The organism is Hymenobacter daecheongensis DSM 21074 (assembly GCF_900141805.1).
GTDB lineage: Bacteria > Bacteroidota > Bacteroidia > Cytophagales > Hymenobacteraceae > Hymenobacter > Hymenobacter daecheongensis.
In genome coordinates this window covers 49,195-62,104 of record NZ_FQYN01000011.1, presented here as the reverse complement: position 1 = coordinate 62,104, position 12,910 = coordinate 49,195, and the positions used below count along the sequence as shown (strand labels likewise).

Annotated in this window: 11 protein-coding genes; 5 read left to right on the top strand and 6 right to left on the bottom strand. The window is 60.5% G+C overall.

Features of this window, described 5'->3' with window-relative positions:
• Positions 1-141: 141 nt before the first annotated feature.
• The 6 genes from BUB62_RS17795 to BUB62_RS17765 form a co-directional block, all read right to left on the bottom strand.
• Positions 142-795 carry a hypothetical protein gene (locus BUB62_RS17795; protein ID WP_073112497.1) on the bottom strand — a complete coding sequence of 218 codons (654 nt, stop codon included), beginning with the start codon at positions 793-795 and terminating at the stop codon, positions 142-144.
• 702 nt (positions 796-1,497) lie between these two features.
• Positions 1,498-1,833, bottom strand: coding sequence for a hypothetical protein (locus tag BUB62_RS17785; RefSeq protein WP_073112492.1), 336 nt, complete (start codon positions 1,831-1,833; stop codon positions 1,498-1,500).
• A gap of 34 nt (positions 1,834-1,867) precedes the next feature.
• Positions 1,868-2,158 (bottom strand): hypothetical protein, encoded by a 291-nt coding sequence (locus BUB62_RS17780; protein WP_073112490.1) that lies wholly within the window; start codon positions 2,156-2,158, stop codon positions 1,868-1,870.
• Positions 2,159-2,255: 97 nt separating this feature from the next.
• Positions 2,256-3,311 (bottom strand): ArdC family protein, encoded by a 1,056-nt coding sequence (locus BUB62_RS17775; RefSeq protein WP_073112488.1) that lies wholly within the window; start codon positions 3,309-3,311, stop codon positions 2,256-2,258.
• A gap of 641 nt (positions 3,312-3,952) precedes the next feature.
• The gene (locus BUB62_RS17770; protein WP_073112486.1) at positions 3,953-6,550 is read right to left on the bottom strand and encodes a toprim domain-containing protein; all 2,598 of its coding nucleotides are present in this window, start codon (positions 6,548-6,550) and stop codon (positions 3,953-3,955) included.
• Positions 6,551-6,654: 104 nt separating this feature from the next.
• Positions 6,655-7,065 carry a hypothetical protein gene (locus BUB62_RS17765; protein WP_073112484.1) on the bottom strand — a complete coding sequence of 137 codons (411 nt, stop codon included), beginning with the start codon at positions 7,063-7,065 and terminating at the stop codon, positions 6,655-6,657.
• Positions 7,066-7,333: 268 nt separating this feature from the next.
• Here BUB62_RS17765 and BUB62_RS17760 point away from each other — a divergent pair, with 268 nt between their 5' ends.
• From BUB62_RS17760 to BUB62_RS17740, 5 genes are all read left to right on the top strand, one after another.
• A complete protein-coding gene (locus BUB62_RS17760; RefSeq protein ID WP_073112480.1) occupies positions 7,334-8,107 on the top strand; it encodes a hypothetical protein in 774 nt (257 codons plus the stop codon).
• 305 nt (positions 8,108-8,412) lie between these two features.
• Positions 8,413-8,793: a hypothetical protein gene (locus BUB62_RS17755; RefSeq protein WP_135398391.1), complete on the top strand. Its 381-nt coding sequence runs from the start codon at positions 8,413-8,415 to the stop codon at positions 8,791-8,793.
• Between the two features lie 64 nt (positions 8,794-8,857).
• Positions 8,858-9,139 carry a hypothetical protein gene (locus tag BUB62_RS17750; protein WP_073112477.1) on the top strand — a complete coding sequence of 94 codons (282 nt, stop codon included), beginning with the start codon at positions 8,858-8,860 and terminating at the stop codon, positions 9,137-9,139.
• Positions 9,108-11,726: a VirB4 family type IV secretion system protein gene (locus BUB62_RS18835; protein WP_143164267.1), complete on the top strand. Its 2,619-nt coding sequence runs from the start codon at positions 9,108-9,110 to the stop codon at positions 11,724-11,726. The genes BUB62_RS17750 and BUB62_RS18835 overlap by 32 nt, the downstream gene beginning before the upstream one ends.
• Positions 11,726-12,871: a hypothetical protein gene (locus BUB62_RS17740; RefSeq protein WP_159437492.1), complete on the top strand. Its 1,146-nt coding sequence runs from the start codon at positions 11,726-11,728 to the stop codon at positions 12,869-12,871. The genes BUB62_RS18835 and BUB62_RS17740 overlap by 1 nt, the downstream gene beginning before the upstream one ends.
• Positions 12,872-12,910: the final 39 nt, after the last annotated feature.

Genomic DNA, 12,910 nt, shown 5'->3' with positions numbered 1-12,910 from the left:
TTTGCTATACTTATTAAACGTAAATCATACCTAAATAGATGCACTTTGTACATTTATTTATGCGTATTTTATCAGCAGGTTTCTGCGGAACGGGCACGAAAAAAGCCGCCCGGTTGGGGGCGGCTTTCTTACCTGAAGTAACTAGCGCAGCTGCTCGGATTTCATTAGAACAACGGTGCCGACTACTACATCAATTGGGCTGTACTGCTCGGGCGGGTAGGTGTCGAACCAAGCGGCCGTAGCCAACAAATTGAGCGCGGCCCCGCTGTATTTGCCGTTGTCGTCGATTACCAGAATATAGCCGGCAAGCGGGCCGTGCTGGAAATAGTGAATGTCCAGCGTATCAGCGCCGATAAGGGGCCGTAGCTGGTCGAATTTGAAGGTTTTGCCTTTGCTCGGGCGTATCTCGGTCAGGCTCCCATCCAGCCCCAGCACCGTGGCGGTGTCCTCGGTCGGCACCATTGCGGTACGCTGGGCCAACAGGTACTCGCCTAGCTCCCGAACGGTAGAGAATACGCGTTCGGTACCCTCGATGCGGAACGGGCCTAAGTAGTATGCCGGCGTCGTCACCACCTGGCCGCCGGCGGTTACGCCGACCATCGTTGCCAACAAGGCATCGCCGCGCTGGGTGACTTGCAGAAACACGGTAGCGGGGAGCTTCTTCCACCATGCGGCCACGGTCAGGGCGGCACCGGCACCGCCGTAGAACATCTGCACATTGGACAGATTGAAAAGGTGCGGGCCAGCCAGAACGACGGGCTGCGCGGCGGGCTGGGGAACGGGGGTAATTTCCATATCAGAAAGGGGTTTAGGTGCGTTTCCTACTTACTTATTAAACGCAAATCATACCCAAATAGATGCACTTTGTGCATTTATAATAACGCATTTTACATCTGATTTTCCCCCACTGCCCCCGCTGGAATGGGCAAAAAAAGAGCGCAACAACCGGGAAGGCTGCTGCGCTCGGTGGCTTGATGGCGGCGGGGCTACTCGTGTAGTATGCACGCCACGCGCTCAGTCATCGCGTAGGGGTGCTGGTAGTGATTGGAACCCCGGCAACGGGCAAGCCTTGCTCGGTGCGGATACTACGGCGGGGGCCTCCGGGCACCCTGGGCTCGAACCAATCCCGGTAAGCCGTGGTCAGTTGGTCAGCGACGACGGCCAGCCGCTCCGGGCCACGCGGCCCGGCGTCGGTTGGGCAGCGCTTAACCCAGATATGAGAGCTGCCGCACCCTACCTGGTACGCGTCACCCATCAGTTGCCGGATTGCGCCGGCTAGGTCGCGCAAATCATTCTGGTGGCTGTGGGCTCGGACGTAGCAGCGCGCCTGCTCCAGCAGCTGCTTCTCGGCTTTGTCGTGGGGTTGCTGCTCAATGGCTAAGTAGGCCTCCTGCGCGGCGTAAGTCCGGGCGGTGGGGTCGAATTTATCGGCTTGGCTCATCGGGGTACTGGTTAGGGATGAAGAAGCGGCCGGGCTGGTCAGGCCCGGCCGGCGGCTTAGCGCTGCGGGGCGCTGGCTAATGTGCGCGATAGGTGCAGGACGTGGGCGTTGTGGAAGGCCTCGGCAAACACGCCGCGCCGGAAGTCGCCGGCCAGCTGGCCGACGTCAGCAAATTCGTAGCGAAGGCCCGTATCACCCAGCGGCACCAGGTACTGGTCAGCCTCCTCGGCATTGAAGCCGCCCACGTTGCGCCCGTCGCTCAGCAGCAGCGAAACGCCGGGCCGGTGGTCGGGTCCGTCAACGAACGTATAGGTTTCATAAATCAGCCCTACCGCCTTCTCAAAGGGGTAATACACGGCCTCGCCTACGGGTAAATCATTATATGCTGGCATGGGTAGGTAGCATAAGATGGAAAGGAGAAGGGAATCATACGAGAAGCAAGGCGTATTGGCCTCCCTGCTCCTCGCGGGTCATACGCAGGCCCTCGCGGGCTATTGCCCGGGTCGCCCGAACCAGCTTTAGCAGCGCCTCGTACGCCTCGGGCGTGTCTATTTCCATCATCAGGCGCTCGGCTACCTCCTCGGTCAGCACCTCGCTGTTAATGCCTTTGCCAAGCTGCTGCATCATTACCTCCACGTCGGCGATGGCGGCTATTATCCGGTTGCGGTACTGGTTCCAACTGGGGTGCTGAATGGTGGGGGCTTCGCTGGCTTTCATCAGGAAAGAGACTAGAATTAGAGCTAGGGCTAGAATTATGGCTAGGGCTAGGAGCTTTGGGGTAGCAGCGGCTTTGCTGCTACCCCGGCCCTGAGAGCTAAGCGGCGGCTAGCCAGCTCAACTCTGCGGCAGCGTACTCGCGGCCGATGGCGTCAAGCTCGGGTGCTGCCTCGCTCGTGGCGGCCACCATCACCGCGCCGCGCTCCGGCTGCTGCAACTGCTCGGCGGGCTGCTCCTGAGCCTGCGGCTCGTCCGGCTCGTTGGTATGACCCAGAATCAGCTCGGCGGCTTTTTGGGCCTTGCTGGCGGCTTTGATGACTAGCTGCTTATCATTTTTCAGCCGCTCCAACCAGCTTTGGATATAAGCCACGGCGTTTTCCTCGGTCTGCTCGGTCGCAATGCCGGCGGCGGCACTCAGGAACGAAGCGCCCATTTCGGCGGTCAACTCCTCGCGGGCATAGCTCAGGCTCTGCTTGCCTTCGCCGGCGGTCAGGTCGGCGCGGTCAAGGCGGGCCTTGTGGCCGGTGCTGTGGGTCAGTTCGTGGAAAAGGGTTTGGTAGTAGCCTTCCGACGTGGTGAACGTCTCCGGCTTGGGCATATTCACAAAGTCCAGCGAAGGGGAGTAGTAGGCGCGCTGGTGCAGGTGCTGAATGGCGGGCTTGCCGTCCCACGCCTCCACAATACCCTCGGCTACCTCGCTGGGGGTGAATTCGCGCTTCTCCACTTTGGGCAAATCAAACTCAATGCCTTCGATATCCTCCACCGAAAACACGGTGTAATACTTCAGAAAGGGCATTTTCTCCTCTTTGCCGGTTTGCTTGTTCTCGCGGGTGGAAACGTTGTAGTACACCACCTGATGACCTTTGGCCCCCTTGCGGACATTACCGCCCATTTCGAGGGCCTGCTTGAACGTCATGAAAAACGGCAGGGCACCGCTGAAATGCAGCAAAAACAGGTTGATACCACTATAAACGCGGCCGGTGGCGTAGTTGCGGGGCAAGCCATAAACCGCGTTCCACGGCTTGCGCCACGGAATGATGCCGCCTTCGAGGGCCGAAATAATGCGGTCGGTCACAATCTGGTACACGTCGGGGCGGGCGGCAGTGGCCTTGCTGGTGGATTTCTTGGCGGCGGATTTAGTGGTCTTTTTCATGATAAGCGGTTGCTGTTGTGTGTGTTGTTATATACTTATTAAACGCAAATCACGCCTTTTATGTTGCATTATGTACATTTATTAACGCGCGTTTTGCATAGATTTATGCCGCCTTTTTTCCCCACTGCCCCAATCGTTTCCCGATTCCGTTTGGGCAGCATTGGGCCACTAATTTTGGTATTCGGGCGGGAGGTAAAAAGCGGGCCTGCAGTCGTAACGACCAGCGGGGGTGAAGACAGTAGGCTTGCGTAGCGGCCGGAAAGCGGGTCTGTAGTCGTAACGACCAACGGGAGCGGAGACAGCAGACTTGCTTTCCGGCGTGGCCCGTTGTGTGAGGGATAGGAAGGGTTTAGTCCGAAGGACCGAAGGCGTAGCCGCAGCCCTGGATAGCCCGGCCCGAAGGGACACGCCCAACTGGTGAATCCTTGGCTTATAAAAGCTATTAGTTAGCTGCTTTTAGCACCGCTTCTACTATTGAAAAGCTACTCTCACGTCTTAGAAACGGGAAATTAGTGGCAACGACAACGAATGAACCCTCCCTAAGACCGGCACAAAAAAGCCGCCCAGAGAACCGGGACGGCTTTTCTTAATCGGCATGAAAACGCCGAACCCGGCGCGGTGGACGGGCGCGAAGCGCCCGGCTACCGGGTGATTTCCTGGCTACGCTGCGGCTGGGCGATTTCGTAGCCCTTGCTGATTTCGCGTCGCTCGGCTCGGTCGCTGCTGTGCTCAATCACGCTGCTGCCCTGCTGGCTGGCCACGGCATCGAGCGTTTGGCTGACGCGGGCAATTTCAGGCTGGTCTGTCCGGTACGAAACCTTCATCTCCGAGTGGCGAATGCCCTTGGCATCGGTGGTGCTCTGAATGTCGCCGGTCTTCGCTCCGCTGCTGGCCACAGCTTCTTTCACGGCTTCTGCCTGGCCGCGGGCACCCGGCGCGGGCGCAACCTCGTCAACCTTGATAATGACCTGCTTCTCGTCGCCCTGCGGCGCGGGTACTGCTTCGGCGGCCCGGGGCTCCGGCTGCCCCTCAGTTGCTGTCATTGCCGGCGCCTGGTCCTTGCTCCGGTCGCGGTTGTGGGGCTGAATGGCGGCGGCCCCGGCGGCTACCTGACGTGCTGCGCGGTCGGCCTCGCTCTCACTGACGCTAACGCCGGTATATACTTCCTGACCGGCCTCGGCCCGGGCGTTGGTGTTTGTAATGATGGCGTGGATGATGGCAATATCGGGCTGGTCGTTACGATAGGTCATATCGAACTCAGCGCGGCGGATGCCCTGCTCGTCAATCGTGCTGCGGATTTCGCTCGTCTTGTAGCTGTACGAACTGTTATCCAACACCTCCTTCCAGGCCTCGGCGCGGCCGGTGGTGTTGGGGGCAACTTCGTCAATCTTCCACGTCGCGGTTTTCTCCTCAACGGCCGGTGCGGTGGCCAGCGCCGGGGCTGGGTTTCGTTCGGCGTAGCGCGCCCGGTCGCGGTTCTCCTGCTGCTCGGCCTCATCCACCTTGCGGCCGGTGGGGGCGGGGTTGTCGTTAATGTACTCCTTCAGCAAAACCAACCCCGCATCGCGGGCGTGCACAAACTGCGCGGTGTGCGCGGCGACTTCCTGCTCGGACTGGTAGGAGCGGAAAGGGCGCGACTCCGGCGTGGCGTCGGCACTGGCGACGGCCGCGCCCAGCACGGCCTGATTAAACCGGCGGTCGTCCGCCTCGCGCTGCTCTTGCGCTGCCGGGGTGTTCTCGCGGCGCTGCTGCTCCTGCTGGCGCGCCAGTTGGCGCTGCTCCTGCTCCTGGCGGTGCTGCTCGGCGAGGCGCTGCTGCCGCTCCGCTTCGCGCTGCTGCTCGTCGCGCAGGGCCTGGGCGCGGATTTGCTCGGCATTCAGGCCCTGCCGGGTTAACTCCAGGTCGCGGTTCCAGTCCTTTGCTACCGGGTAATCTACCCGCAGAAACGTCTCCTGCTGGCGCTCCGGCTCCGGGCGTAGCTGTTCGCGCTGCCGGTATAGCTCGTGGGTCAGCACCTCCAGCTGCGCGGTGTCGGCTTTGGCCACCGACAACCGCAGTACCGTTTCCCGGTCGGAACTGCGCTGCACCTCCAGGGCAATGGTGGGGCCGGCTTCCTGGGTGCCGTTCATCTGGCCTACCCGGTCGCTGAGCTGCTGCACCTGCTGCGCGCCGGCTTCGGCCGAGTCGTGGTGATAAGTCACTTTCAAGCCCGTGTGGTACTTGTCGCTGGTGGCGTGCCACTCCACCGGCCGCGTTGGCTCTTTGTAGGCTTCCTGCTCGGCCACGGGCACCAGCGGCCGGGCCGGGTGCAGTTCGTTTAGGTAGTTCATGTTGAACTGCCGCCCCCCGGCGTCGCGGTCGTTGGCCAACACGACCTCCCGGGGCTCCTGCTTGTCAATCACCCGCTGAATCAGGGCTACCTGGGCCTCGGTCGGCGTGCCGCTGGTGGCAATGTATATAGTGTTTTTCTGGTCCTGGCCGCTTTTCAGCTGGTGGTGGGACAGCGAATCAATGGCTGATTCGCTGACGATGATACGCTCCACCTGGGTGCCTTTTCCCTCGGTAGAGTGGGATACCCAAATGCCGTTTTTAGGCAACGGAAGCAGGTTTTTGTAGTGCTCGTTCTTCTGCTCGACGCTGGCCAGCCCCTCGGCGTTGTATAAGGGAAAGGCCGTGTTCTTATGCTCGTTCTGCTGCGCAGTGAAGATGCGGCCCTGAAAAGCCGGGCTGTCGATAGTCTGGTCCTCGATGCCCCGGCCGTGCAGGTACGTGCGGTCGGTCAGTTCCCGCTTCACGCCCAGCACCTCGGAAATCAGCCGCGTCCGGCGGTCTTCCTCGGCCTGGCGCTCGTGGTCGGGGTTGCCGACGGGCAACGCGTTAAGACGGGCCACGTCGGCCGCCGGGGCATAGGCACGAGTTGGGGCAGGCCCATCATTCAGATACTCGCGTAGCTGCTGGCGGACCTGCCCCAAATTCAGCCCGTGGCCATCACCGCCCCGGGTTTTCGCAAAATCAATGACGCTGCCCCTATCCCGGTCGTCGCCGGTATTGAGGTACACCTGATGGTCGTCTTTGCGCGTGACGATGAGCACCTCTCCGTCTTTTTCGAGCTGGTGCCAGTCGCCGCGCTTGCCTTCCTTTTTTATCTGGTAGCCCTGCCGCTCGGCGTAGTCTACGAGGTCAATATCACGCTTGAACCGGTCAAGCTCGTTGGGGTCGTTCTCACGGGGTGCATTCATCGCGGGTAGCTTACTGGTGGTCTTAAATGACCAGTAGCTCCGGGCGGGGAAAGAAAAGCGGTGAGAAGTACCGCTCAGCTACCAGGAAGGCTATCCGGTCGTGGTTACGGGGTAGGGGATTCCGCGCCGCCCGTGGCGGCTTCGGATTCGGGAAGGGGAGGGTTGCCACTGTCAAAGCACTTGAGCTGCTGCTGAAAAGTGGTCAGGGCTTCAACCGTGGGAAACAGGAAGCGGGGACTCTGGCTGTTGGGGGGGATGCGGATTACCTCCGTATCGACGGCCAGGCTGCGGAGCAGGCGCTGCAGTAAGCGCGGCTCTTCGCGTTTGAGGGAGTTGTTTTTCAGGCCCACGATGCTGGTGTAGGGCAGTTCATGCTGTTCGCAGAACGACTTCAACTCCCCTTTGGCCAGCATCAACAGGCGGAATTGGGCGTAGCGGATGGCGTCGGCATAGGGGACGGAAAGCTTTAGGTCGGGGAAGCCCAGCGGGGCCGAAATGTGTGGAGATGGTACCATGTAAACAGTTGGTGTTATAGTGCAAAAGGTGTGAGTGGACAGATGCTTACGCAAAGAATCCACAAAGACACAAATTGCAGCTAAACGCTGCAAACAGGTAACTCAAAAAGCCAAAATAGTACGATTAGCCGCCGGTCAGCTTAATGGGTGCGGAGGCTGCGGAAACGGACTACTGCGGCTAACGCAGAAACTCTTAAGAAGTTTAAAAGAATTACTTTAGAAATCTTTCAGAACTTTATCAGAACACCGGGCGTAAAGCATCGCCAGTATGCAAGCTGCCCTGTTCTTCCTGTTGGTACTTCTGCCCCTCGCGGCCCTGTTGGGGCTGGTGTGGTGGCGCTTCACCGGCAACGGCAAAGGCGAGCCGGAGGTGCTGGTAGCCACCAGCAACCACCGGTCGGTGCGCTCCTTTCACTATGGGCCAAAGCCAGCGCCCGCGCCGGCCGAAGCCGCGCCGCCCTTGTCGGCCGACAACCCCATCTCGCGCTTGATGCCCGAAGAGGATTTCCGGGCCAAGGAGGAGCAGGAGCTACAGGCGGAAGCGGACCGCATGGAAGCCGACCAAATCACGGCGCGGGAGCTGGCGGCTACGGAATCTGCGGTGGATGCTGCAGCTGAGAATGAGGCCGCTATACCAGCAGAGGTGCCGGCCACTGAGGAGTCAGAGGCTACGCCGGCCGATGCTGCGCCACCGGTAGTCTCTTCGGTTCACGCGCTAGGTACGGCGGCAGTGTCGGTTTTTGATAGGCTGGGTATCGACGAGCCGGAAAGCCCGACCACTGCGGGCAAGGAAGCAGCGGCAGTTCCAGCTACTGAAACGGCCACTGGGGCTGAAACTGCGCATTCAGCCCCAGAATCTGCGGCAGATGATGCCGTGCCGGAATCCCTTTATGACAACCCGATTACGACGGCCGCCCCGACCAAAAATGACCAAGCCAATCAGCTGAAGCAGGTAGAGCTACGCCAGCGCAAGCGGGCAGCCCTCGCGGCCAAGAATGCCAGCCAGAAAGCGGCGCTGACGGGGCTGTATCCCGGAAAGTAAGCCGGCCCCGGCTGCCGGCACCCGGCCTACTTACGAGCAACTACTCATTCTCATTTCTACCCTCCCGCTATGCTACCTCACTCATCCCCGCTACCCGCCGCCCCGGCCTTCCCACTTCTTCCAGTGCCCGCCCCAGCCGCCCCCAACTGCTTTTAAGCACCAGGCCAGACCTGTCTGGCCCGGGCGCTGCCGCGTGCCAGCCCTGCGCCAGTAAGCCAGCCGCTGTTGCGCTGCGCCTAATCCGTTTTCCACCGCTTCCGGGGAGATAAGCGCCCTCACACTCCATTTCCAACACCCTTTCCCCCATGTTCACCAACCCCCTTTCCCTGGCCAAGAAATTGGCTGTTGCCGGACACGCCTACCAACCATCCAAAGCAGAAAAACGCGCCTACGCCATGCTGACGGCCCTGGCGTTATCTAACCGGGCGGCTTTTGCCCAAAGCGGTAGCGCTCAGGGCGCCCTCGAAGGAGTGCAGGAAACCGTCGTGGGCATCGTGCAGGTCATCTTCGCCATTATCCTGATTATCGGCCTGATTCGCGTGGTCATGAAGTTCGTGCAGGGTGCCCCGGATGCGCTCGGCTCTTTGGGCTGGCTTGTCGGCGGGGTCATTCTGTGGTTCGGCTTCCAGCTGTTCAAGGACGATTTGGTAGGGGCCGTAGGCGGCGGCGAAGGGGGCGTACGCTAAGCCCTGAGTTTCCGCTCTCATGCGCTCCTACAAGTCTATAGAGCGACCAGCCCAGGTCCTGGGAATGAATATTCAGGACCTGGGCATCATGGTTGGCCTGTTCATCGGTTCCGTGCTGCTGCTCGGATTTCTGGGGATGGCGGTCAAAATCCCCCGCATTATCTACCTGCTCGTCATCGTCGCAGAACTGGGCCTCATTATGGGCCTGCGCTACCTGAGCCGCAAGCAAGCGCCCGGCTTTTTGATGGGGTGGCTCTCCTTCACCTTCATTCAGCCCCGCCGCCTGGCCGTGGGGCCTTTACCAACTCCCGCTCATGACAAAAAAGCCAAAAACCACCGCGTTTAGCGCGGTGATGCCGGTGCATAGCTTCGAGGGCGACAAGGTCGTGTTCAAGGATGGGCGCGTCGGCGTAGGTTTCCTGGTCGAGCCGGCCGAAATGGAAAGCTGGACCATCGAAGACTACGAGGCCTTCCAGGCCGCCCTCGTCGGGGTGCTGCGGGCCCTGCCGGTGGGCAGCATCGTGCAGAAAACCGACATCTACTACGACCGGCCCTACCGCGAAGACAAAACCCAGCAGACCTACTTTGAGAACAAGATGAACAAGCACTTCTACGAGCGGCTGGTGCTGTTCCAGAAGTCCTACTTGTTCATCTCGTTTGCGCCAGCGTCGGTAAAGTCGCCCAAAACCAACGCGGTCAATGCCCTGGTAGCCCGCGCCGGCGAGGCCGTGCTCAAGAATCCCTTTGCGCAGCTGGTGCAAACCCTGGAGGTAGCCGAAAGCGGCGCGGTCGAATTCATTCAGGGCATCAAGAACCTGGGCGGCGTCGCCTTCGAGCGGCTCAGCAGCCAGGAAATCCACCAGCTGTACCTGCAGTATTTCAACCTCAATTTCGACGGCCAGCCCACCCGGCAGGAACGCGAGATGGGCAACGATATGGGCACGTTCAGCGTGGGCGAGCAGAAGGTCAATGTCCTGTCGATGGTGGGGCAAGGCTCGGACGCTTACCCGGCCGTGAAAAACAGCTACGGTGTCACCGCGCCCATGCTCTACCCGCTCACGCATATTCTCCAGTGCCCGCACGTGCTCACGCAGGCCCTGATGATTCAGGATACCCGCGCTGAGCTAAGCAGCCTGGATACCGACCGCAAGCTAAACGCCTCGCTCTCCTTCCTGGCCACCCAGGATAACCACCTGCGGGCGGCCGAAGTCGAGGAGTTCACCGCCGAGGTTCGGGCCGAAAATAAGCAGATTGTGGGTCTGCACCTCTCGGTTATGCTGTGGGATACCAACGATACCAGCCGGCGGGAAAACGTCGAGCGGGCCACGGCCGCCTTCCGCTATATGTTCGGCACGGAAAGCGTCGTGGAAAGCTACCTGGCCCTGCCGGTGTTCTTCGGCCTGCTGCCGGGCAACGCCAACCAGGTGCCGGACCGCTGGCTGACCACCACCGCCGACCGGGGGGCCTGCTACATGCACTGGACCGCTACCTACAAAACCGACCCGGTAGGAGAGTACCTCACGGACCGCTTCCGCAATCTGGTGCAGGTCAACCTGTTCAACACGGCGCTGGACAATCAGAACGCTATGGTTATCGGGCCTTCCGGCTCGGGCAAGTCCTACACCTTCGGCAACCTGATTGTGCAGCGCTACGAGAAGGGGGCGCGGCAGATTATCATGGACGTGGGCGGCACCTACCGCAACGTGCTGCAGTCCCTGAACGGGGAGGATTTCGACAACACCTACTTCGAGTACGACCCCCAGCGCCCGATTGAGTTCAACCCCTTCATCGTGCCCCGAGACAAAGCCAACGGCAACAAGTGGCTCTACAACGATGAGAAAACCAACTTCCATCTGGCCCTGATTGCCGCCCTCTGGAAAGGGGGCAAGGATACAGGCCTAGATAAGTCGGAGCGCACCATCCTCAGCCGGTTTCTGATTGAATACTACGTGTATCTCAACGAGCACGACAAGCTGGGCCAGAAGGATGAGGAGTTTCCCGGCATGGAGAGCTTCTACCGCTTCGTGGAGCGCTACGACGCCGCTATGCAAAAGCCGGTATCGGTACCCGGCGAAGGGCAGGAAGCAGACCCGCTGGACGGGGCGCGCCGGCAGTACCAGAAAAACATGAAGTACATCGACATGCACCAGTTCTTCCTGGTGCTGGGTCAGTACATCACCGGCGGGCGCTACGAGCGGGTGCTCAACGCCAAGCGCGACGTGGATTTGAGCGAGTACCGCCTCATCTGCTTCGACCTAGCCAAAGTTCAGGCCGACCCCGACCTGTACCCGGTGGTGGCCATGCTCATCACCGAGTTGAGCCTGGACCTGTTCCGCAAGTTCCCGGATGACGTGAAGTACATCGCCCTGGACGAAGCCTGGACGATGCTCAGCGGGGTGCTCTCGGAGTTCATTGAATCCATGTACCGCACGATTCGGAAAACCAACGGCTCGGTGACCATCATCACCCAGGGCATTACCGAGATTACCAGCAGCAAGATTGGCCCGGCCATCATCAACAACTCGGCTACCAAAATTATCCTGCGCCACATCAACCCGGACTCGCTTGCCCAGTTGCAGGCGCCACTCGGTCTGACGGGCCACGAGATGGATTTGATTAAGTCGGTGCGCTCGACTGATGCCCTGCGCGAGTTCTTCATCAAGCAGGGAGCCAAAGGGAAGGTATTTGCCCTGGAGGCCTCACCCCAGCTCGATGCCATCCTGACGTCCAAGCCGGTGGAGCGCAACCACCTCAACAAGCTGGTAAAGTTCTACCAGCAGACCAACCGCCGCCCTAAAGTGGACAAGGCCGGCCAGCTCGTGGTCGGCACCGATGGGGAGATACAGTACGAGGACGTGAAAGTGCAGCGCCTCGACTACGCCGTGGACCAGTTTGTCGAAGATAAGCAGAGCCGCAAGCTCGGGGGGAAATGATGGGCAACTTTCTAATGGTGGCCTACGGCATCGACCCGGGGTTTCTGCGCGCCTGTGACCAGACCTTAGCCATTGTGCTCACGGCCTGCCGGTTTCTGACGCCCTCGCTGATGGGCATCGCCCTGCTCTACACCATCGGGCGCGGCTTTATCAGCGGTAGCGGCCTGGCAATGGACTGGGGGCCGATTATCAAGGCTACCTGGATATTTTTCCTGCTCTTCTTCTACCAGAGCCTGATTGATACCCTGGGTACCGGCATTGCGGCCTTTACGGCCCTATTCTCTACCGACCAGTCCGCGGCCGAAGCCCTCAGCGCCCTGACCACGCCGCCGGCGGTGGCGGCAGCGGCCAGCAATGACAATATCGGGATGGGCGACATTGTATCGGGGGCGGCGGCTATGATTAGCAGCATCTCCGACACGCTCAGCTCCTTTACCTTCTCGGGCATTATGACGCGGCTTTTCACGGCTACCACCGTGCTTATCGTCCGGGAAATAATGACGTTCCTGCAACAGTTCATCCTGGGCTTCCTCTACGTTTCCGGCCCTATCGCCATGACGCTTTCCGTCATTCCGGCCTTTGGTCAGCTAGCTATGAAGTGGCTGCAGAACTTCATCGCCGTGCAGATGTGGGGGCTCACGTTCGTGCTGCTGGATACCATGTACGGCTTTTTTGCCGATACCCAGCGGGTCGCGGGCGGCATCCTGGCCAGCGGCGGGCCGGCCCAATCGGTGGATGACACCAAGTTCATGCTCATGTCGGTGGCCTTCGTGATGCTCTACATCATCGTGCCCTACCTCACGTCCATGTTCATCGGCTCCTCGGCCGTGCAGGGCTTCGCCGGCCAGATGGCTGGTATGGCAATGGGTGCGGCTACGACGGTAGCCGGGGTGGCGGCTCCCGGCGGCGGCGGTCTGGCCTCGGCCGTGGGTCGGGCAATGGGCAACGCTGGCGGCGGCGGTAGCAGTGGTAGCGGTGGCGGCAGTGGTGGTGGCAGCGCAGGCAGCCCTAATGGCGGTGGCAGCAGCAGTGGGGGTGGCGGTGAAGCCAGTAGCTCCGCCTCCTCGGGCCTGCCATCCATTACCATGTCGGACGCGCTGAACCCTTCCTACCGGCAGCGGGCCTCCGGCCTCTGGACTACCTAAATCCCCTCTTCTGATAGGGTTTTGTCTACTGCTCACATG